We start from the raw sequence: 25853 nt of genomic DNA, 5'->3' as shown, positions 1-25853 counted from the left end.
AGGCACAGCCGGGATCGCGGGCACGACCGCGCCGCCGCTCACAGGCAGGTCGGCAGCCAGCAATGCGGGCGTGGGTGAGGAGAACAGGACGCGCGGCGACACGTCCGCACCGAAGGCCGCGCGCAGCCGGGACGCGACCCGGATGCTCAGGATCGAGTCGCCGCCCAGTTCGAAGAAGTTGTCGTCCGCGCCCACCCGCTCGACGCCCAGCACCTCGGCCCAGATGGCGGTGACGGTCCGTTCGGCCTCCGTCCGAGGCTCCCGGTACCCGCTGCTCGCCACCGCGCCCGCGTCCAGTGCCAGCAGCGCCTGCCGGTCCAGTTTCCCGTTGCGGGTCAACGGGATCTCCGCGAGCGGAACGAAGGCCGACGGCACCATGTAGTCGGGCAGGGTGCGCATCAGGGCGGCACGGAGGTCCACCGTGCTCGGCAGTTCTCCGTCCGGCACGACGTAGGCGACCAGCCTGGCGTCGCGCGCCATCACGACGGCCGAGGTGATCTCGGGCAGTGCGAGGAGGGCGGCCTCGACCTCACCGAGCTCGATGCGGAACCCGCGGATCTTCACCTGCCGGTCGGCGCGGCCGACGTACTCCAACTCGCCTTCACCGTTCCACCGGGCGAGGTCGCCGGTGCGGTACATCCGGGTGCCGGCCGCACCGAACGGGTCGGCGACGAACCGGTCCGCGGTGAGGCCGGGGCGGTTCAGGTAGCCACGGGCGAGGCCTGCTCCCGCCACGTACATCTCGCCGGCCACCCCGACCGGAACCGGGCGCAGGCGGGCGTCCAGCACGTACACCCTCAGGTCGGGCAGGCCCGCACCGATCGTGCCGGCCGAGTCCTTCGTGAGCACGGAACAGGTGACGTGCACGGTGGTCTCGGTGATGCCGTACATGTTGACCAGCACCGGCCCGGAGTGCCGCTCCCCCAGCCGCCGCACGTCGAGTGCTTCGCCACCGAAGATCACGTACCGCAGCGCGTCGAGCTCCGGCGCGCCCATCAGCTCGTAGTACGCCGAAGGGGTCTGGTTCAGCACGGTCACCCGCTCGTCGGCCAGCAGCCGCAGGAACTCCCGCGGTGACCGGGACACGGCCTGGGGAACGACGACCAGCCGTCCGCCGTGCAGCAGCGGACCCCAGATCTCCCAGACCGAGAAGTCGAACGCGTAGGAGTGGAACAACGTCCACACGTCGTGCTCGTCGAAGGACAACCATTCGCGGGTGGCCTCGAACAGGCGCGTGACGTTGCTGTGCGGGACGACCACTCCCTTGGGCACACCGGTCGAGCCGGAGGTGTAGATCACGTACGCCGCGTTCTCCGGGGACAGCAGCGGGCTTGGAGCGGTGTCCGGGCAGCCGTCGCTGTCCCCGATGTCCTCCAGCACCACAACGGGCTGGACGTCGTCGAGCATCGCCTTGATCCGCTCCGGCGGGAGGCCCGGATCCACCGGCAGGTACGCCGCCCCCGTCTTGAGCACGGCGAGGATCGCCACGATCATCTCGGCCGAGCGCGGCAGGACCAGGGCGACGAACCGCTCCGGTCCGGCGCCCAGATCGATCAGCCGGTGGGCCAGGCGGTTGGCCCGCGCGTCGAGCTCCCCGTAAGAAAGGCTCTCGTCCTCACTCGTGACCGCGATCGCGTCAGGAGTCCTGGCCGCCTGCGCCTCGAACAGCCCCGGCAAGGTTCCGGCGGGCAGATCGTGGGCAGAGCCGTTCCACTCCACCAGGACCTGGTGCCGCTCGGACTCGGTCAGCATCGGCGTCTCCGACACAGCGCGGGCCGGCTCGGTGATGAACGCGGTCAGCAACACGCCCAGGTGCGCCGCCATCCGTTCGACGGTGTTCGCGTCGAACAACCTCGGGTCGTAGGAGAGCGCGACGTGAAGTCGTTCGTCGAGGTGAGCGCGCACGCTGAGCGGGAAGCTGGTCGTGTCCACCGCCCGCACCCCGGTCACCCGGATGCCCGCGGTGGAGGACTCGTCGAACGGGTAGTTCTCGAAGACGACGGAGCTGTCGAACAGGGAGTTCCCTGCCGCCAGGTCGCTCCAGGTCCGCAGTTCGGCCAGCGACACCGCCTCGAACCGCCGGGACTCGGCCTGCTGCACCTGCAGGTCACGCAGCCAGTCCACCAACTGCTGGGTCTCGTCGACCCGCACACGGGTCGGCACCGTGTTGATGAACATGCCGATCATCGACTCGACCCCGGCGAGCTCAGCCGGACGCCCGGACACGGTGGTGCCGAAGACGACGTCCTGCTCGCCGCTGTAGCGCGACAGCAACAAAGCCCACGCGCCCTGGACAACCGTGTTCACGGTCAGGCCGTTCTGCTTGCTCACCTCTCGCAGCTGCGCGGACTCTTCCTCCGACAACGCGATGTGCGCCGACTCGGAGGACTCGGTTCGGTGGGCCTCCAGGGGTTTCCGGTCGAACGGCAGCGCGGTGGCCGACTCGAATCCGGACAGCACTCCCCGCCAGTACCGCTCCGCCGCGGACCGGTCCTGCCGGTGCAGCCACTGCAGGTAGTCGCGGAACGGGCGCCGGGCGGGCAGGTCCAGCTGCCTGTCCTGCACGATCGCCGCGTACTGCTCGCACGCCTCGGCGAAGACCTGCCCCAGGCTCCAGCCGTCCAGCAGGACGTGGTGGAAGGTCCAGACGAGCAGCACCTCGTCGTCCGGCAACGCGGCGATGCTCACGCGCATCAGCGGGGCCGTGGTGAGGTCCTTCGCGGCAGCGCGTTCCTCCGCCGCCACCCGCGAAGCCTCGAGGTCCACATCGGACAGCTCGCGCCAGTCGTGGTACGAGATCGGGACCACGACCTGGCTGTGCACCAGGAGAAGTGGCTCGGCCACACCTTCCCAGGCCACGGAACTCCGCAGCACCGGCGTGCGGTCCACGACTCGTTGCCAGGCCGCTCCGAGCGCCTCGGGATCGGCGACGCCGGCCAACGTCAGGCGGGCCTGGTCGAAGTAGGCGCCGGACTCGGCGTCCACCAGGCTGTGGAACACCATCCCCGCCTGCAACGGCGTCAGCGGATGGACGTCCTCCACCGTCTTCCCGTTGCCCACCAGGCGGTCCACCGCCGCCTGATCGAGCGTCGCCAGAGGGAAGTCGGACGGCGTGCGCCCACCCGCGTCCGGCAGGGAGCAGTGGTCGATGATCTCCAACAGTGCCTGGCGCATCTCCTCGGCCAGGCGCGTCACCGTGGCGTCGTCGTGCACCTGGTCGGAATAGAGCAAGCTCAGCGCCAGTTCCCCGTCCTCCACCGCACCTGAGATGTCCAGCAGGTGGGCACGGGTCTGCTCGGGGGCCAGATCCTGGCCGACGTTGGCGCATCTGGCCTGGTACAGCGAGTTCTCGTCCGGTGCGAGGTCCCATTGGCCGTGGTAGTTGAAGCTGATCTGCGGCGACGGGTCGCCACCCAGAGCAGTCGGGCGCAGATGGCGCAGGGCTCCGTAGCTGAGTCCCCGCCGCGGCACGGCACGCAGCTGTTCCTTCACCGACTGGAGAACCTGGCCCCAGTTGCTGTCAGTGGGAGCGTTGAGCGCGAACGGGAACATGGTCGTGAACCAGCCGACCGTGCGGGAGAGGTCGACGCCGTCGAGGATCTCCTCACGGCCGTGCCCTTCCATCGCGACCAGCGTGCCGTCCCGACCCGTCCAGCTCGACAGGACCCTGCCGAGGGCGCTGAGCAGCACGTCGTTGATCTGCGTGCGATAGGCCCGGGGAACCTTGTGCAGCAACGCGTCCGTGTGTTCCGCGTCCAGCCGGACAGTGACAGTACGGGTCGAACCCACGGTGTTGTGTCCGGAACGATCCACCGGCAGATCGGTCCCGCCCGACACGGACGTCCAGCGCGCGAGGTCGTCGTCGAACGCACCGGACTCGACGTACTCCGTCAGGCGTTGTGCCCAGCGGGCGAACGAGGTGCCGACCGGCTCCAGTTCGATCTGGCGGTAGGCCGTTTCGAGGTCACCGAGCAGGATGCGCCAGGACACTCCGTCGATCACCAGGTGGTGCGCGGTCAGGAAGAGCCGCGGCCGCCGCTCGGACCCGAGATCGAACAGCAGGGCCTGGATCACCGGACCGGTCTGCGGACTCAGGCCGGTCTGGGCGATCAGCGCCTCGGTCTCGATCGCGGCCCGTTGCGCTGCCAAGTCCAGTGTGGACAGATCGTGCCGGTGCAGCACCTCGGCCGGCTCGGACGGCGCGATCTCCACGCGCCACTCACCGTCGACCTGCACGAACCGCGTGCGCAGCGCGTCATGGTGCGCCACAACGGCGTCGACGGCCTCTCGCAGCGCCTTCTCGTCGACGTCGGCGGGCAGCTCGACCAGCATGGACATCGTGAAGTGCTCGCGCGCCACCGGCACGGTCTCGAAGAACCAGCGCTGGATCGGCGTCAGCGGTACCAGACCGGTGAGCTGGTGATCATCGATCGCCGGTTCCGTCACCGTCTCGACGCGGGCGGCGAGGTCGGCGACGGTCTGGTGCAGGAAGAGGTCTCGCGAGCTCAGCCGCAGCCCGGCGCGCCGGGCCCTGGACACGACCTGGATGCTGAGGATCGAGTCGCCGCCGAGTTCGAAGAAGTTGTCCTGGACGCCGACCCGCTGCGCGCCGACGACCTCCGCCCAGATCTCGGCCAGCGTGGTCTCCACCGCGTTGCGCGGCGCCACGTACCGCGCCCCCGCCTCCGTTTCGGGAGAAGGCAACGCCTTCCTGGCCACCTTGCCGTTGGCGTCGAGCGGCAGTTCGTCCAGCACCACGAACGCCGACGGCACCATGTAGTCGGGCAGGCTCTGCTTCAGCCACGGCCGCAGGTCACCGACTGTCGTCCCCGCAGGAGTCACATAGGCGACCAGGCGCTTGCGCCCGTTGTCGTCCCGCGCGACCACCACCGCCTCGGCGACCTCGGGGTGCCGCGTCAGCGTGTTCTCGATCTCGCCAGGCTCGATCCGGAACCCGCGGATCTTCACCTGGTCGTCGGCCCGGCCCCGGTACTCCAGCACGCCGTCGGCCGTCCACCTCACGACGTCGCCGGTGCGGTACATCCGCACACCCGGTTCACCGAAGGGATCGGCCAGGAACCGGTCCGCGGTCAACCCCGGTCGGCTCAGGTAGCCGCGGGCCAGTCCGGCACCCGCGACGAACAGCTCACCCGCGACTCCGACCGGCACGGGTGCCAGCGCGTGGTCGAGGACGTAGGCACGCATGTTGTCCAACGGACGCCCGATCGGCACCGCGTCCGGCACCTGTCCGGCATCGGACAACTGGTGCGTGGTCGCGAACGCCGTGGCCTCGGTCGGTCCGTAGACGTCCGTGACCGTGAGACCGGGGCAGGCCGCCAAGATCCGGCGCACGGCGGACGCGGACACCACGTCGCCGCCGGTCCAGACCTCGCGGACTCCGGCGAGGCAGTCCGGTGCTTCCTGGGCCACGGCGTGGAACAGCCCGGCCGTGAGGAACACGGCGGTCAGGCCGTGCTCGGTGACCATCTGCCGCAGTACGTCCGCGTCCACATCGCCGGGTGGTGCGACCACGAGCCTGCCGCCGTTGAGCAGCGGCACCCACAGCTCGTAGGTCGAGGCGTCGAACGCGCACGGCGAGTGCAGCGGCACACGTTCATGCCCGCCTTCGAAGCGGCGATCGGCGGCCAGCGCGACCACGTCACGGTTCCGGATGCCCACGCCCTTCGGCGCACCTGTCGAGCCCGAGGTGTACATGACGTACGCCAGGTTGTCGGGGTCGATTGCGACCTCAGGATCGGTGTCCGGTCCGTTCTCGCCGTCCACCAGGATCACGTGGCCGGGGTGGATCTCCCGTGCCGTCGTCTCCCAGGCAGGGTCGGTGACCAGGACCGGCGCACCGGTCTCCAGCAGGAGCGACCGCAGCCGGTCGGCCGGTGCTCGGACGTCCAGCGGCAGGTACGCCCCGCCGGCCTTGACGATCGCCAGCTCGGCCACGACGACGTCAGCCGAGCGGTCCATCAGCAGGCCGACCGCGTGCTCCGCCCGGACACCGAGCTCGATCAGGTGGTGTGCCAGCCGATTCGCTCGCGCGTTCAGCTCCGCGTAGGTCAACGACAGCCCGTCCGCTAACAGGGCGACGGCGTCGGGGTTCTGCCGAACCCGTTCGGCGAACAGGCCGGCGATCGTCCCGTCTGGACAGTCGTGGTCGGTGTCGTTCCACTCCACCAGCACCCGGTCCCGTTCGGCACCGGACATCAACGGCAGCCGCGACACCGGCCGTTCCGGATCGTCGGAGATGGCCTCGGCCAGTCGCACCAGGTGTCCGGCCAGCCGGTCGATCGTGCCGGCGTCGAACAGGTCCGTGCTGTAGTCGATCGAGCCGCGCAGCACCCCGGCCGACTCCTGGAACTCCACGGTGAGGTCGAAGTTCGTCGTGCGCCTGGTCAGGGCGACCGGGCCGACTTCGAGGCCGGTGAACTGCGGAGACTCCCCCTGGGCACCGTGCAGCAGGACCATGACGTCGAACAACGGGTTGTGGCTGGGATCGCGTTCGATCCTCAGCACCTCGACCAGCTTCTCGAACGGCGCCTCGTCGTGCGCGAAGGCGTCCAGCACGGTGTCCTTCACCGCGTCCAGGAAGTCCGCGAACCGCGCCGAGCCGTCCACAGTGGAGCGCAGGACGACGGTGTTCACGAAGAACCCGACCATCCGCTCCACCTCGGGCCGGCCCCTGCCGGAGACCACCGTGCCGAGAGCGACGTCCTGCTGACCGCTGTACTTGGCGAACAGCACCTGGCAGGCCGCGATCAGGACGGTGAACAGGGTCGTGCCGTGAGCGCGGGCCAGTGCGGCCAGACCGGCGGCGGCCTCGGCACCGATCTCGAACTCGTGGGTCGCACCTGCGGACGTGCGTACAGCGGGCCTCGGCCGGTCGGTCGGCAACTCCAGCGGAACGACGTCGGCCAGTTTCCCGGTCCAGTAGTCGAGGTGCTGGTCCATCACGGCACCGGCCAGCCGGGCGCGCTGCCAGACCGCGAAGTCGGCGTACTGCAGGGAGACCGCAGGCAGCTCGGCATTCCCGTACAGCTTGCTCAACTCGTCGACGACGATGCCCATCGACGCGCCGTCGGTGACGACGTGGTGCGCGGTGAGCAGCAGCACGTGTTCATCGGTGTCGACCCGGACGAGCAGGGCACGCCACAGCGGTCCCTGCTGCAGGTCGAACGCCTGGGAGTACTCCTCGAACAGCGCCCGGTCCAGCTCGTCCGGCCGCAGCTCCACGACCGGCAGCGGGAGGCCGGCCGGGGAATGGACGATCTGCACGGCATCACCGTGCACGTCGTCGATCGTGGTCCGCAGGGACTCGTGCCGCGCCACCAACTCGTCCAGCGCGGACTGCAGCGCGGCGACGTCCAGCTCGCCCACCAGCCGCAGCGCCACCGCGCTGTTGTACTCGGAGTCCCCCGGCTTGAACTCGTTGAGGAACCACAACCGCTGCTGGGCGAACGACAGCGGGAGCGCGCCGTCACGCTCGGCCCGAGGGATCACGTCGGACCGCTCGGCGCCTCCGGCCAACCGGCGCTTCAACAGCTCCCGCATCTCGGGCGGCAACGCGTCGATTCGGCTCTGCTTGGATCCGGTCATCGCTGTTCTCCCGCTGTTCCGTGCCCGGATTCCCCGACGAGCCGTTCCAGCTCGAGCAGGACCTGTTCCTCGACCACCTCGGCCAGTGCCGAGACCGTTCTCGCGACCAGCACGTCGCGGGGTGTCAGCGAGATGTCGAACGCCTCCTTGGCCTTGGCCGCGATGCCGAGGCTGCTCAGCGACTCACCGCCGAGCGCGAAGAAGTCGTCGTGGATCCCGACCCGTGGCACACCCAGCGCCTCCGCCCAGATCTCGGCCAGGACCCGTTCGGTGTCCGTCTCCGGTTCGGCGTACTCCGTCGACTGCACGACGCCGGAGGGTTCGGGCAACGCCTGCCGGTCCAGCTTCCCGTTGGGGCTCAACGGCAACCGGTCCAGCAGCACGAACGCCGACGGAACCATGTACTCCGGCAACGACTCGGCCGCCACGGCCCGGAGCTCGCCGGCGAGAGTCTCGTTCGACGTCGCCACATAAGCCACGAGCCGTTTGTCACGCGCCACCACGACGACGTCGTCGACCTCGCCGTGCCGGCGCAGGACCGTCTCGATCTCGCCGGGCTCGATCCGGAACCCGCGGATCTTCACCTGGTGATCGGCTCGGCCGACGAAGGTCAGCTCGGCCGACGAGTTCCACCGCACCAGGTCCCCGGTCCGGTACATCCGGGATCCGGCCACGCCGAACGGGCACGCCACGAACCGTTCCGCCGTCAGGCCCGCGCGGTTCAGATATCCCCGAGCAAGCCCCTCGCCGGACACGTACAGCTCGCCCACCACGCCCACCGGAACCGGACGCAACGCGCGGTCCAGAACGTAGACCTGGGTGTTCCAGATCGGCCGGCCGATCGAGGGCACACCGCCCGGTGTCAACGGATCACTCCACGTCGACACCACCGTGGACTCCGTCGGGCCGTACGAGTTGATCATCCTGCGGCCCGGTGCCCACCGCGTCACCAACTCCGCCGAGCACGCGTCTCCGCCCACCGTCAGCACTCGCAGCCCCGGCAACTCCGCGCCCTCCGGAACAGTCGACAACGCCACCGGCGGAATCAGCGCGTGCGTGACGCCCTGGGACTCGATGACATCGGCCAACGCCTCACCGAGCAACGGACCTGGCGGTGGCACCACCAACGCCGCGCCGACCGGCAACGACATGCACAGCTCCAGCACCGACGCGTCGAAGCTCGGCGACGAGAACTGCAACACCCGATCACCGGCACGAACCTCGTAGTGCTCAGCCTCGGCCGCCGAGAAGCTCGCGAGCCCGGCATGCGACACCACAACGCCCTTCGGCGTCCCCGTCGATCCGGACGTGTAGATCACGTAGGCGGACCTGCCCGGCGACACGGCCGGTCGTTCCACCTCGGCCGATCCGTCCACAACGGACTGATCGAGCACCAGCACGTCGCCGGGCAGCGTCCCGGCGAGATCAGCCGTGGTCACCACCAGCACTGGACGTGCGTCGCCGAGCATGAACGCGATCCGCTCAGCTGGATAAGCGGGGTCGACCGGCAGATAGGCACCGCCGGCCTTCGCCACGGCCAGCTGCGCCACCACGATGTCCACCGACCGAGGCAGAACCAGCGCCACGATCTCTTCGGGCCCGACACCGCGCCCGATCAGCACGTGTGCCAGCCGATTCGCCCGCGCATCCAGTTCGGCGAAGCTCAGCGCCGAGTCCCCGAACACCACAGCGGGCGCCTCAGGAGTCCGCGCCACCTGGCCCTCGAACAGCTCAGCCAGCGTCAGTGCGGGCACGTCCCGCGCGGTGTCGTTCCACTCCACCAGGACCTGATCCCGCTCGCGCTCGGTCAGCACGTCGATCTGCCCCAAGAGGATGGACGGATCGGCGGCGACGAGCCCGAGCACTCGGGTCAGGTGCCCGGCGATCCGCTCGACACTCGCCCCGTCGAAGAGCTGGGGGTCGTAGCCGAACTCGACCGACAGCCGCTCCCCTGGTGAAACGACCACGCTCAACGGGTAGTTCGTCGTCTCCACCGCCGACAACGCGCGCAGCCGCAGCCCGCGCACCGCTGCCGCCTCGTCGTTGATCGGGTAGTTCTCGAACACCAGGATGCTGTCGAACAGGTCCGCCCCGCTAGGCAGTCCGCTCCAGCCCTGCAACTTCCCGAGCGACACGAAGTCGAACCGCCGGGACTCCGCCTGCGCGGCCTGCAACTCCCGCAACCAGTCCGCGAGGCCGGCCGCCTCGTCGACGTCCACCCGGACGGGCAGCGTGTTGATGAAGATGCCGGTGATGTCGTCCACGCCGGGCAGATCGGCCGGACGTCCGGACACGGTGGCACCGAAGCAGACGTCCTGACGCCCGCTGTACCTGGACAGCAGCAACGCCCAGGCGCCCTGCACCACGGTGTTCACGGTCAACCCGTTGTGCTGGGCCATGTCGCGCAGGCGGCTCGTCTCGTCGGCGCCCAGCTCGAACGGCAGCCACTCCGACGAGCGGGTGGCGTACCTCTGGGCCGGGCTCCGGTCGTACGGCAAGGTCGCCGGCGCCTCGTAGCTCGCGAGCACCTGACGCCAGTAGGTCTCGGCGGCGTCGTGGTCCTGCTCCGCCAGCCACCGGAGGTACTCCCGGAACGGCCGGCGGCTCGAGGGCGTGGGGGGCCGTCCACCGGACAGCGCGGCGTGCGCGTCGAACACGTCCGACAGCACCCGGAAGACGCTCCACCCGTCCAGCAGGACGTGGTGGAAGGTCCACAGGACCTGGACCTCGGTGGCCGACAGCCGTGCCAGGACCAGCCGCATCAACGGAACGGTCCGCAGATCCAGCCCCTCGGCCCGATCAGCGGCGAGAAGCTCCGCGAGCCTGCGCTCCCGGTCCTCCTCGGACGGCGAGTCCCAGTCGAGGAACATCACCGGCACCGCAGCCTCGGCGTGGACCAGTTGCAGCGGCTCGGCGACACCCTCCCAGACCAGGCCGCTGCGCAGCACCGGTGTGCTGTCGACGACGTGCTGGAAGGCACGGGCCAGCACCTCGGAATCGGGCACGCCGTCGAGCACGAACGTCGCCTGCTCGAAGTAAAGACCCTGCCCCTCCTGCGACAGCCCGTGGAACACCATGCCGGCCTGCATCGGCGTCAGGGGGTAGACGTCCTCGACCGAGCGCCCGTCTCCCACGAGCCGGTCCACCGCGGTCTGGTCGAGCCCGGCCAGGGGGAAGTCGGACGGGGTGCGACCACCCGCGCCCGGCTCCGCGCAGTGCGCGATGATCTCGCGCAGCGCCGCCACCAGCTTCTCCGCCAGCACGCGGACCGTGCCCTCCTCGTGCACGTTGCCCGAGTACAGCCAGGTGAACTCAAGTCGCCCGGCCTCGACACTTCCCACGACGTCGAGGAGATGTCCACGCGTGGCCTCGGCGCTGATGTCGGACTGAAGCCCGCCGAGCACCTCGTGGAACAGCCCGTCGCCGAGGCTCGTCCAGTCGAACCGGCCCAGGTAGTTGAAGCTGACCGGTGCCGTGGGCGTCACGTCGCGGCCCGCGAGGTAACGCAGGGCGCCGTAGCCCAGGCCACGGCGTGGCACGGCCCGCAGCCCTTCCTTGACCGACTTCAGCGTCGAGCCCCAGTCGCCCGTGCCGCCGTCCAGGACCACCGGGTACATGCTCGTGAACCACCCCACCGTGCGCGACACGTCCACGCCGGCAAGGACTTCCTCACGACCGTGCCCTTCCAGGTCCACGACGACGCGGTCACGTCCGGCCCATCGGCCCAGGACCCTGCCCAGCGCCGCCAGCAGCACGTCGTTGACCTGTGTCCGGTACACGCCAGGAACATCACGCAGCAACGCCTCGGTCTCCGCGACGCTCAGCCCCACCGACACCGACCGGACCGAGGAGGCGGTGTTCTCGCCGTCGTGGTCCGCCGGGAGCCCGGTGTCGGCCGGGATCTCCGCCCAGTGCGCCAGCTCGTCGTCGAACCCACCGCCGAGCGTGAACTCGTTGAGGCGCAACGCCCAGTCGCGGAACGCGGTCGTCTTCTGCTCGGCGTTGACCGGCTCACCCGCGGCCAGCTTCTGATAGGTGGCGTCGACGTCCTCGAGCAGGATCCGCCACGACACGCCGTCGACCACCAGGTGATGCACGGCCAGCAACAACACCGGCCGCCGGTCGCCCGCGAACCGGAACAACACGGCCTTCAGCAACGGCCCGCCGGCGAGGTCGAAGCCCGCGTGCACCTCGGCGGAGACCTGGCGCATCACGGATTCGCTCTCCGCCTCGGACAGGTCGTGGATCTCCAGCAGATCGGCCTGTTCGACCGGTGCGTTGTGCTGCGTCCAACGGCCGTCGACCGCGTCGAAACACATCCGCAGCGCGTCGTGGTGGGCGAACACCGCGGCCAACGCGCCGCGGAGAGCCTTCTCGTCCGCTCCGCTGCTCAGCTCGACGGTCACCGACTGGTCGAAGTGCCCGGCGTGATCCGGGTTGGTCTGGAAGTACCAGTGCTGGATCGGGGTCAGCGGCACGTCGCCGGTCACCACGCCCTGGTCGACCCGCTCGACGACCACCTCGCTGACACTGGCGGCGAGCGCCGCGACCGTGGAGTTGCGGAACAGATCCCTCGGTGTCATCCCGAATCCGGACTTCCGGGCCCGGGACACCACCTGGATGCTCAGGATCGAGTCGCCGCCGAGCTCGAAGAAGTCGTCCTCCACACCGACCTGGTGAACACCCAGAACCTCCGCCCAGATCCGCGCCAGCTCGGTCTCCGCGGCGGTGCGCGGAGCCACGTGGTCGGCGAGGGCGCTGTGGAAGTCCTTGGCGGCCAACGCGTTGCGGTCGAGCTTTCCGTTGAGGGTCAGCGGTAGTTCGTCCAGCACCAGCACCGCGGACGGGACCATGTAGTCGGGCAGCTGCACGGCCGCGTGCCGCCGCAGGTCCTCCACCTCGACACCGCCACCGTTCTCCGGCACGACGTAGGCCACGAGGCGTTTGACGCCGCTGCGGTCCTGGCGGGCGATGACCACGGCCTCGCCGACACCGTCGTGCCCGGTCAGCGCCGACTCGATCTCACCGGGCTCGATCCGGAACCCGCGCACCTTGACCTGGTCGTCGGCGCGACCGACGAACTCCACCACGCCCTCGTCCGTCCAGCGCGCGACGTCGCCCGTCCGGTACATCCGGCCGCCGGGTTCGCCGAACGGATCGGCGATGAACGACTCCGCGGTCAGACCGGGGCGGCCCAGATAGCCGCGCGTGACGCCGGCTCCGGCGATGAACAACTCCCCCGGCGCGCCGATGGGCAGTGGGCCGAGGCCGCCGTCCAGGACGTAGACCTGCTTGCCGTCCATCGGACTTCCGATGGGCACGATGTCCGGCACCGGGTCCGGCGCGCGGAAGGCGGTCGCGAACGTGGTCGTCTCGGTCGGCCCGTAGCCGTCGACGACGGTCAGCCCGGGACAGGCCTCCAGCACCCGGCGCACCGCCCCCGCGGACACCACGTCCCCGCCGGTCCACACCTCCGACACGCCCGCCAGGCACGTCGGATCGTCCTGTGCCAGCACGGTGAACAGCCCCGCCGTCAGCCACAACGCCGTCACCCCGTGCCGGGAGATCAACGCGCGCAACACGTCGGGATCCACGTCACCCGCCGGCGCCACCACGACCCGGCCGCCGGTCAGCAGCGGAACCCACACCTCGTAGGTCGAGGCGTCGAACGCCGACGCGGAATGCAGCAACACCCGGTCGTGCACACCGGTGAACCGCCGGTCGGCGGCCAGGGTGACGACATCGCGATGGCACACCGCCACGCCCTTCGGCACTCCCGTGGAGCCGGACGTGTACATCACGTACGCAAGGCTGTCCGGATCGATGTGGGTCGTGGGCGGCTCGCTCGACTCCTCGTCGACGTCCGCGGCGCGAATCACCGAACCGTTGTGCGCCAGGGACGCGGTCACGTTCCACTCCTGATCGGTGATCAGGACGGACACGTCGGCCTCGGCCAGGATCGTCCGCATCCGTTCCACCGGAGCGCGGAGGTCCACCGGCATGTACGCCCCACCGGCCTTGAGCACCGCCAGTTCGGCGACGACGAAGTCGACCGAACGATCCATCAGCAGGCCGACACGGCTTTCTCCGCCGACGCCGAGCCCTTGGAGGCGATGTGCCAGCCGGTTCGACCACGCGTCCAACTCGGCGTAGGTCAGGGACTGGTCGTCCGACGCCACCGCGACCGCGTCCGGAGTGAGAGCCACCTGAGCGGAGAACTTCCCGGGAACCGTCGAATGCTCGACCTCGCGGACGTTCTCGTTCCACTTCAGCAACACGTGGATGCGCTCCATCGGAGACACCGTGTGCAGCTTGCGCAGGGGACGGTCGAAGTCCCTGGCGATGCTCGCCAGCAGCGCTTCGAGGTTCGCCGTCATCCGTTCGATCGTGGTGGCCTCGAACAACGCCGGGTCGTAGTCGAGCCTGATCGACAGTGCGGGGCCGGGGCTCACCACGACCGTGAGCGGGTAGTTGGTCGGCTCCACGTCCTGCGACTCGACCAGGCCGATGCCCTGGGTGGCGCTGGTGCCCGGATCGAACGGGTAGTTCTCGAACACCACGATGCTGTCGAAGAGGTTGGTGCCGCACCAGTTCTGCAGCTGGGCCAGGGAGACGTACCCGAAGCGCCGCGACTCCGCCTGGGAGGCCTGGAGATCGCGCAGCCACGGGACCAGTCGCCGGGCACCCTCGACGTTCGCCCTCGTCGGCACCGTGTTGATGAACAGGCCGATCATGGTCTCCACGCCGGGCAGTTCGGCCGGCCGGCCCGAGACGGTCGTGCCGAACACCACGTCCTGCTGACCGCTGTAGGCCGACAGCAACGCGGCCCACGCGCCTTGGACGACCGTGCTCAACGTCAAGCCGTTCTGTTTCGCCGCCGTGCGAACACGGTCGGACTCCTCGGCGGACAGCGTGACGCGGACGGTCTTGGAGGAATGCGTCCGATGCGCCTCGCCGGGCTTGCGGTCGTAGGGCAACGGGGTCGCGGAGTCGACGTCACCGAGCAGTGAACGCCAGTACTCCTCGGCGGCACCGAGGTCGCGTTCGGACAGCCATTCCAGGTAGTCGCGGAACGGCCGCCTGACCGGCAGGTCCGGCACCCGCGCCTCGACGATCGACGCGTACTGCTCGCACACCTCCGCGAACAGCTGGGCCGCGCTCCACCCGTCCAGCAGGACGTGGTGGAAGGTCCACACCAGCAGCACTTCGCCGGGCCCGGTCGTGATCACGGCGAGCCGCATCAGCGGTGGCGCGGCGAGATCCAGTCCCTCGGCCCTGCCCTCGGCGAGGACACGGGTCAGTTCGGCGTCCTTGCGCTCGTCCGTCCACTCCGTCCAGTCGTCGTAGCGGACCGGCAGCACCACGTCGCGTTCGACGACCTGCAACGGTTCGGCGAAGCCGTCCCACACCACACCGCTGCGCAGCACCGGGGTGCGGTCGACGACGCGTTGCCACGCGGTTCCCATCGCCCGCGGGTCACCGACACCGGTCAGGCGAAGGCGCACCTGGTTGAGGTAGTCACTGGAGCCGACGTCCTCCACCAGGCTGTGGAACAACATCCCGGCCTGCATCGAGGTCAGCGGGTAGACGTCCTCGACCCGGGACCCGTCGCCCGCAAGGAGGTCCACCGCGGTCTGGTCGAGGCCTGCCAACGGGAAGTCGGAGGGCGTGCGGCCGCCTGCTCCCGGTTCGGCGCAGTGCGGGATGATCTCGCGCAGGGCCAGGATCATCTGCCGCGCCAACGACTCGACCGTCGACTCGCGGTGCACGTTCGGCGAGTAGTACCAGGTGAGTTCCAACGCCCCGTGCTCGACCGCGCCGACCACGTCCAGCAGATGCGGCCTTGGTGCGTCCGGGTCCGCGCTACCGCCCACACCGCCACGAACGTCGCGGAAGAGGCCGGTGGTGTTCCAGTCGAACTGGCCGAGGTAGTTGAAGCTGATCTGCGGGGACGCCTCGGACACCGACAGGGTGGTGCCGGCGAGATGACGGAGGGCGCCGTGGCCCAGGCCGCGTCCGGGCACCGACCGCAGCTGCTCCTTGACCGCTTTCAGCGCCGAACCCCAGTCGCCGGCACCGGCGTCGAGCACCACCGGGAACATGCTGGTGAACCACCCGACGGTCCGGGACAGGTCGACGTCGGGGAACAGCTCCTCCCGGCCGTGTCCTTCGAGGTCGACGAGCACCTGGTCACGGCCCGTCCACCCGGACAACGTCCTGGCGAGCGCACTCAGCAGGACGTCGTTGACCTGCGTGCGATAGGCCGCGGGAACGTCCTGCAGCAACGCCCTGGTGTCCTCGGCCTCCAGGCGCACCACGACTTCCCGCATCGACCCGATGGTGTTGGCACCGTGATCATCGGCGGGCAGCGCCGGATCGGCCGTCACGGTCGCCCAGTGCGCCAGTTCGTCGGAGAACCCGCCGCCGCGCACGTGCTCGGTCAGCCGCATCGACCAGTCCAGGAACGACGTCGTCTTCGCTGGTAGCGCGAGGTTCCGGTAGGCGGTGTCGAGGTCCTCCAGCAGGATCCGCCACGACACGCCGTCGACCACCAGGTGGTGCACCGCGATGAACAGCTGCTGAGTCTCGCCGAGGTCGAACAACACGGCCTTGAGCAGTGGCCCGTGCCGCAGGTCGAAACTCGCGTGGACCTCGTCGATCGCCGCCTGCACGTCGGGCAGGTGGTGGATCTGGAGAACGTCGGCGGGCTCGACCGGAGCGTTGTGCTGCGTCCAGCGGCCGTCGAGCTCGTCGAACCGCATCCGCAACGCGTCGTGGTGAGTGATCACCGCGGCCAGCGCCTTCGCCAACGCGGCACGGTCGGTACCGGGGTCCAGTTCGGCGAGGACCGACTGGTTGAAGTGCTCCGGGTGCACGGTCTGGGTCTCGAAGAACCAGTGCTGGATCGGCGTCAGAGGCACGTCACCGGTCACCGGGCCCTGGTCGACGGCCTTGAGCACGGTGCCCGCACCCGCGGCGGCCAGGGAAGCCACGGTCGGATGCCGGAACAGGTCGCGGGGCAGCACCGTGAGACCGGCCTGGCGGGCGCGGGAGGCGATCTGGATGCTGAGGATCGAGTCGCCGCCCAGTTCGAAGAAGTTGTCCTCGACGCCCACCTGCGGCACACGCAGGACCTCGGCGAAGATCCTGGCCAGCTCCAGTTCCTCGGCGTCACGGGGTGCCACGTGGCCGGACGTCGTCAGTGCCGCCCAGTCGACCTCGGGCAGCGCGCGGCGGTCGACCTTGCCGTTGACGTTGAGCGGCAACCGGTCCAGCGGCACGAACACCGAGGGCACCATGTAGTCCGGCAGAGTCCGCGCCAGGAACGCTCGCAGTTCGGTGGTGTCCGGGGTTCCGACGACGTAGGCGACGAGCCTCTTGCGACCGGCGCTGTCCGCGGTCGCGACGGTGACGGCCTCGGCCACGTCTGCGTGGCCGAGCAGCGCGGCCTCGATCTCGCCGAGCTCGATCCGGAACCCGCGGATCTTCACCTGGTCGTCGGTCCGGCCGACGAACTCCAGTTCGCCGTCAACCGTCCAGCGGACGACGTCACCCGTGCGGTACATCCGTTCGCCCGCGGTGCCGAAGCCCGGCACCGCCACGAACCGGTCCGCGGTCATCCCGGGCTGGTCCAGATACCCGCGGGCGAGTCCGGCACCGGCGATGTACAGCTCCCCCGGCGCACCGATCGGCACCGGACGCAGCGCACTGTCCAAAACGTACACACGCACGTTGTCCAGCGGACGCCCGATCGGCACGACATCGGGGACCGCGGCCACACCGACCATGCTTCGCTGGGTGGCGTACGTCGTCGTCTCGGTCGGCCCGTAGACGTCGACGACGACAAGGCCTGGGCAGGCGGCGGCCACGCGCCGCAACGCCGCGGCGGGAACGATCTCCCCGCCAGTCCAGACCTCCTGCGCGCCGGCGAGGCAGTCCGGCGCGTCCTGGGCGACCATCCGGAACAGACCGGAGGTGAGGAACAGCCCGGTGACCCCGTGCTCGTCGATCATCCGGCGCAGCACGTCGGCGTCCACCTCGCCCGGAGGTGCCAGGACGACGCGTCCGCCGTTGAGCAGGGGCACCCACAGTTCGTACGTCGAGGCGTCGAAGGCCAACGGCGAGTGCAGAAGCACGCATTCGTGCCCGCCACCGCGGAACCGGCGGTCGCGGGCGAACGAGGTGACGTCGCACTGGCGGGCCATCACTCCCTTCGGAGTTCCAGTCGAACCCGACGTGTACATCACGTAGGCGAGGTTCTCCGGATCGACGACCACAGCAGGCGGATCAGTGGGCTCCCACACCAGATCGCGATCCACGACGATGCGGCGTCCACTGTGGACATCCGTCGACTCCCACCGCTGATCGACCAGCAGCACCGGAACACCGGCCAGCACGGCGCGCATCCGTTCAACGGGAGCCCGCACGTCGACCGGCACGTACGCGCCACCCGCCTTGACGACCGCGAGCTCCGCGACCACGACGTCGAGCGAACGCTCCATCAGCACACCGACGAGGGTCTCCGCCCGCACGCCCAGCTCGATCAGCCGGTGTGCGAGCTGGTTCGCCCGCGAGTCCAGTTCGGCGTAGGTCAGCGAACCGGCGTCCGACGTCACGGCCACCGCCTGCGGGGTGCGGCTCACCTGCTCCGCGAACAGGCTCGACACCGTGGCCGGCGCCAGCTCGTTGCCCGTGCTGTTCCACTCGACGACCATCTGACGTCGTTCGTCGGCAGTCGTGACGAGGAGCTGGGACACCCGCCGTTCCGCGTCCTCGGCGATGCCGCCCAGCACGAGCACGAGGTGGTCGGTCAGGCGGCTGATCGTGGCCGCGTCGAACAGGGCCGGGTCGTAGCCGAGCTCGACCGACAGCTGCCGTCCGGGAGTCACCATGACGCTCAGCGGGAAGTTCGTCGTCTCCACCGCGGACAGCTCGCGGAGCCCCAGACCGTGCGCGGCGGCGGCCTCGACGTCGATCGGGTAGTTCTCGACCACCACGATGCTGTCGAAGAGGGTGGTGCCGCTCTTCTGCAGCCGCGCCAGCGAGACGTGCCCGAACCGCTGGGCCTCTGCCTGGCCCGCCTGCACCTCCCGCAGCCACGTCAGCAGGTTCTGCCGGGGGTCGACGGCCAGCCGGGTGGGGATGGTGTTGATGAACATGCCGATCATCGACTCCACTCCGGCCAGCTCGGCGGGGCGGCCGGACACGGTCGTCCCGAACACCACGTCCCGCTGACCGCTGTAGGCCGACAACACCAACGCCCAGGCGCCTTGGACGACCGAGCTCAACGTCAACCCTGCCTGCTGAGTCATCGCACGCAGCCGGTCCGTCCGCTCCGCGGAGAGGGTCGCGTCCACGGTGTCCGACGACTCGGCGTGGTGGGCGTCCAGCGGGGGCCGGTCGTAGGGCAGCGGCGTGGGCGAGTCGAGGTCCCCGACGACGTCCTGCCAGTACTTGTCACTCGCGTCCTGGTCCTGTTCGGACAGCCACCGCAGGTAGTCGCGGAACGGCCGGCGGCTCACCGGCTCAGGAGCCCGGCCTCCCGCGAGCGCGGCGTGGGCGGCGAACACGTCCGAAAGAACGCCGAAGATGCTCCACCCGTCGAGCAGCACGTGGTGGAACGTCCACACGACCTGCACCTCGGTGGCGGACAGTCGCGCCAGCGCCAGCCGCATCAAGGGAGCGGTCCGCAGGTCGAGTCCCCGTTCGCGGTCCGCGGCCAGGAACTCGGCGAGCCGCTGCGCCCGATCAGCGGCGGACAGGTCGCTCCAGTCCAAGATGGACACCGGGATCGACGCCTCGCGCCGGACGACCTGCACCGGCTCGTCGACGTCCTCCCAGACGATGCCGCTGCGGCACACCGGATTCCGGTCGACCGCGTGCTGGAAGGACCGGGCCAAGGTCCGCGAGTCGCGAACACCGTCGAGCACGAACGTCAGCTGCTGGAAGTAGACGCCCTGATCACCCTGCGAGACCCCGTGGAACACCATGCCCCGCTGGGCCGGGGTGAGCGGGTAGACGTCCTCGACCGTGCGCCCGTCACCGGCGAGGAGGTCCACGCCCGCCTGGTCCAGCCGCGCGAGCGGGAAGTCCGAAGGAGTGCGTCCGCCTGCCTCAGGTTCCGCACAGTGCGCGACGATCTCCCGCAGCGCTGTGACCAGGCCCTCGGCCAATTCTCGGACAGTGCTCTCGTCCTGCACGTCCTCCGAGTAGAACCAGGTGAACTTGAGCGTTCCTTCCTCGACCATGCCGACGACGTCGAGCACGTGGGTGCGCCTGGCCGTCGGGTCATCGCTCAGCTCAAGTCCACTGTGGAGCCCCTGGTACAGCGCGCTCTCACCGGTCACCCAGTCGGTCTGGCCGAGGTAGTTGAACCGCACGGGCGGGGCGGGCGTGTGCGGCAGCTTGTTCGCGAGGTAACGCAGGGCGCCGTACCCCAGTCCGCGCCGCGGGACCGAACGCAACTGCTCCTTGACCGACTTCAGCGCCGCGCCCCAGTCGCCGGAGGTCGTCTCCAGCACCACCGGGAACATGGTCGTGAACCACCCCACCGTGCGAGAGGTGTCCACCCCGGCAAGGATTTCCTCACGACCGTGGCCTTCCAGATCCACCACGACCCGGTCGCCCAGCGCCCGGCCCAACGCCGCCAGCAGCACGTCGTTGACCTGCGTCCGATAGACCCCGGGAACGTCCTGCAGCACCGCTTTCGTCTCCGCGGCGCTCAACGCCACCGAGACCGACCGCGTCGACGCGACGCTGCCCGAGTCGGTCTCCGCGGTCGGGGTGACCGAGTCCCAGTACGTCAGCTCGTCGTCGAACCCGCCGCTGAGCGCGTGCTCGGTGAGTGTGCGCGACCAGTCCCGGAACGACGTGGTCTTCGGGCTCAGGGCCACGTTCCGGTAGGCGGCGTCGATGTCCTCCAGCAGGATCCGCCACGACACGCCGTCGACCACCAGGTGGTGCACGGCCAGCGACAGCACCGGCCGTTCGCCACCGACCAGCAGCACCGCCTTCAGCAGCGGCCCGTGACCGAGGTCGAAGGTCACCTCGCCGTCGGACAGGTTCCTCACCTCGAGAACGTCCGCGGGCTCGACAGGCGCGTTGTGCTGCGTCCATTGGCCGTCCACGATCTCGAACCGCATGCGCAGAGCGTCGTGGTGGGCGATCACCGTGTTCAACGCGCCGCGGAGTGCGTCCTGATCGACGTCGCCGGCCAGTTCCACCGCGAGCGACTGGCCGAAGTGCCGCGGGTCCGTGCGGGAGTCGAACAGCCAGCGCTGAACCGGTGTCAGGGGCACCGGGCCCGTCACCGGACCCTGGTCGAGCACCTCGGACGGTGCCGCCGTCACGTGCGGAGCGAGGGACGCGACGGTCTGATGGAGGAACAGGTCCCTCGACATCACCGTCAGACCCGCCTGGCGCGCCAGGGACACGACCTGGATGCTCAGGATCGAGTCACCGCCCAGGCCGAAGAAGTTGTCTTGGACGCCGACCTGCTCCAGGCCGAGCACGTCGGCCCAGATCCCGACGAGCACGCGTTCGACGTCGGTCCTGGGCTCCACGTAGCCGGTGCGACCGGCGCCGAAGTCCGGTTCAGGCAGGGCGGCGCGGTCGAGCTTGCCGCTGGAGTTGAGCGGAAACGCGTCGAGGGCGACGAACGCCGACGGGACCATGTAGTCCGGCAACGTCCGGCCGAGAAGATCACGCAGTTCGGCGACGTCGACGGCCGTCGCGACGACGTAGGCGACGAGCCGTTTGTGGCCGGACTCCTCCTGCCGGACGACCACGACCACGTCGTCGATGTCGTCGTGCTGCCGGAGGGCGGCCTCGACCTCGCCGAGCTCGATCCGGAACCCGCGGATCTTCACCTGGTGGTCGGCCCGGCCGAGGTACTCCAGTTCGCCCGCACGGTTCCACCGCACGACGTCCCCGGTGCGGTACAGCCGGGCACCCGGCTCGCCGAACGGGTCCGCGATGAAGCGGTCCGCCGTCAGACCCGGCCGGTTGAGGTAGCCGCGGGCGAGGCCGCGGCCGCCCAGGTGGAGTTCGCCGGGAACGCCGACCGGGGCAGGGCGCAGCGACGGGTCGAGCACGTAGGCGGTGGTGTTGGCGATGGGACGGCCGATCGGCGGCGCCTGCCGCTGGTCGCCACCGTCGGAGTACCAGGCCGCCGCGTAGACCGTCGCCTCGGTGGGGCCGTAGATGTTGGCGATCCTGCTGCCGGGCAGCGCGGTGCGGATGTCCTGGACCAGTGCCGCCGGCAGCGCCTCACCCGCGAGGACGACGGTGTTCGCGCTGAGGGGTAATCGGTCCTGGGCGAGCAGCTGGGCGAACGCCGACGGAACTCCGCCGATCAGGCTGACCTGCCCGGTCACCGCGCCCTCGCCGAGCGCCAGCAGGTCGCGCACGATCTCGACGGTGCCGCCGACGGCCAGCGGACCGAAGATCTCGAACACGGACACGTCGAAGGTCAGCGAGGTCGACGCCACGACCCGGGCCAGGCCGGTCGCGCCGAACTCGGCCGCCGCCCAGGCCACCAGGTCGACCATGCTCCGGTGGGAGACCACGACTCCCTTGGGGCGGCCGGTCGAGCCGGACGTGTAGATCACGTACGCCGGACTGTCCACGTGCAGACCGCCGGCCGGATCGTCTGCCTGGCTCGCGGCAAGTTCTTCGACGACAGCGGGAGCGTCGAGGACCAACCGGGTCACGTTCTCGTGGTCGGGGATCCGGTCGGCGACACCGGTCGTCGTCAGGACCAACGCGGGGTGGGCGTCGTCGAGGATCAGGGAGATCCGTTCGGCAGGGTAGCCGGGGTCGATCGGCAGGTATGCGGCGCCGGACTTCAGCACGGCCATGGCCGCCACGACCAGGTCGGCGGACCGGGGCATCGCCAGCACGACGGACCGCTCGGGTCCCACACCCGCGCTGATCAGCAGGTGCGCCAACCGGTTGGCCCGCTCGTTCAGATCCACATAGGACAGCCGGACGTCGTCGCAGACCAGGGCCGTGGCCTCCGGTGTCCGTGCCACCTGCGCTTCGAACAACGCGGGCATCGTCGTCGGGGGAACGTCCTGCGCGGTGTCGTTCCACGCCACGACGACCTGCTGTCGTTCGGCATCGGTCAGCAGGGGCAGTTGCGCCGGCGTGCTGCCCGGCTGGGAGGCGATTCCGTTCAACAGCACCACGAGGTGCTCGGTCATCCGTTCCACGGTGGCCGCGTCGAACAGGTCGGTGTTGTACTCGATCGCGACGTCCATGCCGTCGGATCCGCGCGGCCAGAACTCGACCACGAGGTCGAACCTGGCGGACGGCCGCGGCAGATCCTGCTCGGTGATCCGCAGTCCACCGGCCTCGTGCGGCCGGACCACCGCGTTCTGCAGGACGACCAGGGCCTGCACGAGCGGCGTCCGGCTGGGGTCGCGTTCGGGTCGCAGTTCCTCGACGACGCTGTCGAAGGGAACCTCCCCGTTGGCGAACGCCTCCAGCACGGTCTCCCGGACCTCGCGGAGGAACTCGGTGAACGGCCGGGCGGGCTCGACCCGCGAACGCAGCACGAGGGTGTTGACGAAGAAGCCGGCGAGTCTTTCCAACTCGGCTCTCTCACGGCCGGCGACGACGGTTCCCACCGCGATGTCCTGCTGGCCCGCGTAGCGCGAGAACAACACCTGCACGGCCGCGGTGAGCGTCATGAACACGGTGGCGCCGTGCTCACGTCCCACTGCCGCCAGTCCCTCGATCAGCTCCGACGGCAGGGACGCGCGGTGAATCGCGCCAGCGCTCGTGCGCAGGTGCGGACGGGGCCGGTCGGTGGGCAGTTCCAGCGGCCGGACACCGGCCAGCTTCTCCTTCCAGTAGCCCAGTTGCTCAGCTGAGGCCGGAGTGGACAGCTGCGAACGCTGCCACACCGCGAAATCCGGGTACTGGATCGGCAGTTCGGGCAGGTCCGCACCCGCGTAGAGCTTGCCCAGCTCGTCCACCAGCAGGCCGACCGACCAACCGTCGGTGACGATGTGGTGCTGGCTCAGCATCAGGACGTGGTCGTCGTCGGCGATCCGCACCAGCACCGCACGGGTCAGCGGGCCCTGCCGGAGGTCGAACGGCAGCGACAGCTCCTCCGCCAGGACCTGATCCAGATCCATTGTGGACAGTTCGACCACGCGCAACGGAAGATCGGCCTCCGCGGCCACGACCTGGACCCCACGACCGTCCACCGTGTGGACCGTTGTCCGCAACGACTCGTGCCGGGCGCTCAGAGCGGTCAACGCGGCCCGCAGCGCGTCGACGTCCAGCGGCCCGGACAGGCGCAGCCCGACCCCGGTGTTGTACTCCGTCCCTCCGCCGGTCAGGTTGTCGAGGAACCACAACCGTTGCTGCGCGGAGGAAAGAGGTAACGCCTGATCCCTGAGAGCAGGCGTTACCTCCGTCTGTGCGGACTCCGGCCGGACGGGCAGCAACTCGGCGAGCTCCGCGACCGTGCCGGCGTCGAACACCGCACGCGCGGACAGCCCGATCCCGAACGCGGCGCGCACTCGTGCCAGCACCTGAGTGCCGAGGATCGAGTCACCACCGAGTGCGAAGAAGTCGTCCTCGACGCCAACGCCGCGCACGCCCAGAACCTCTGCCCAGATCCCCGCCAGAATCCGTTCGTTGTCAGTCCGCGGCTCCACGGACCCCGCCGCTGTGCCCGACGGCTCAGGCAACGCGCCGCGATCCAGCTTGCCGTTGGGGCTCAACGGCAAGCGGTCCAGCCGCACGAACACCGCCGGAACCATGTAGTCCGGCAGACTTCCGGCGACCACAGCCCGCAGCTCGGCCGTCAACGCCTCATCAACGTTCGACGTGGCCACGTACGCCACCAGCCGCTTGCCACCCGACAGCTGTTCCTGTGCCACGACAACAACATCGTCAACGTCCGCGTGCCCTCGCAGCACCGTCTCGATCTCGCCGGGCTCGATCCGGAACCCGCGCACCTTCACCTGGTGGTCCATCCGGCCGATGAACTCCAGGTCCCCCGCCGGATTCCACCGAACCCGGTCTCCTGTCCGGTACATCCTCGATCCCGCGGGCCCGAACGGGCACGCCACGAAGCGCTCCGCCGTGAGGCCCGCACGCCCCAGGTACCCGCGCGCCAGCCCGGCACCGGCCACGTACAACTCGCCCGCGACGCCCACGGGAACCGGACGCAACCCGTCGTCCAGCACGAACACCCGGGTGTTCCTGATCGGTCTGCCGATCGGGGGAACCTCCCCTGCCGTCAACGGCTCGCTCCACGTCGAGACCACCGTGGACTCGGTCGGCCCGTACGAGTTGATCAGCCGTCGGCCCGGCGCCCAGCGCGCCACCAGCTCCGCCGAGCACGCGTCCCCGCCCACCGTCAGCATCCGCAGGCCAGGCAGGTCCACGCCCTCGGGCACCGTCGCCAGCGCGACCGGCGGGATCAACGCGTGCGTCACACCCCGGGACGCCACGACGTCCGCCAACGCCTCCCCCAGCAACGGCCCGGGCGGAGGGATCACCAGCGCCGCACCCGCCGGCAACGACATGCACAGTTCGAGCACCGACGCGTCGAAACTCGGCGACGAGAACTGCAACACCCGATCACCGGCACCGACTTGATAGTGCTCGATCTCGGCCGCCGAAAAGCTCGCCAACCCGGCGTGCGACACGACGACGCCCTTGGGACGTCCCGTCGAGCCTGACGTGTAGATCACGTACGCCGCGTTCGCCAAATTCAGCGGGGACAGGCGATCCGGCCGGTGACCGATACCGTCCTCCGTGGACAGTTCATCCATCAGCAATACATCGGAATCAGGCACCACATCGGCGAACTCCGTCGTCGTCACGACCAGCACCGGCCGCGAGTCCGACAGCATGAAGGAGATCCGCTCGGCCGGATAGGCGGGATCGACCGGCAGGTACGCCCCGCCCGCCTTCGCCACCGCCAGCTGCGCGACAACGATGTCGACAGACCGCGGCAACACCAGCGCCACGATCCCCTCCGGCCCCACACCGCGCGCGATCAACACGTGCGCGAGCCGGTTCGCCCGCTCGTCCAACTCGGCGAAGCTCAACGTCCCGCCGTCGAACACCACGGCTGTCGCTTCCGGCGACCGGTCGACCTGTGCCTCGACCAGCTCCGCCAGCGTCAGTCCCGGAAGGTCGATCTCTCCCAGCGGCACGGACGGGTCCCCGGCGAGCACGAAGCCGAGATGCTCGGCGAACCGTTCAGCCACAACCGGATCCAC

Annotated in this window: 2 protein-coding genes (1 of these 2 running past the window's edge); both read right to left on the bottom strand. The window is 69.8% G+C overall.

Going from position 1 to position 25853, the window contains the following annotated elements:
- Positions 1-7605, bottom strand: the beginning of a protein-coding gene (locus ACIQF0_RS44775) for a non-ribosomal peptide synthase/polyketide synthase (RefSeq protein ID WP_401040693.1). The gene continues 11826 nt to the left of window position 1, outside the view; 7605 of the gene's 19431 nt are visible here — the first part of the coding sequence; the start codon lies at positions 7603-7605; its stop codon lies beyond the left edge, outside the window.
- On the bottom strand, positions 7602-25853 hold the full coding sequence (locus tag ACIQF0_RS44770) for a non-ribosomal peptide synthase/polyketide synthase (protein WP_401040691.1): 18252 nt from the start codon (positions 25851-25853) through the stop codon (positions 7602-7604). The genes ACIQF0_RS44775 and ACIQF0_RS44770 overlap by 4 nt, the downstream gene beginning before the upstream one ends.

Source organism: Lentzea sp. NPDC092896 (assembly GCF_044754905.1).
Lineage (GTDB): Bacteria > Actinomycetota > Actinomycetes > Mycobacteriales > Pseudonocardiaceae > Lentzea.
The sequence above is the reverse complement of the archived record's forward strand: the minus strand, read 5'-3'. Positions and strand labels throughout refer to the sequence as shown.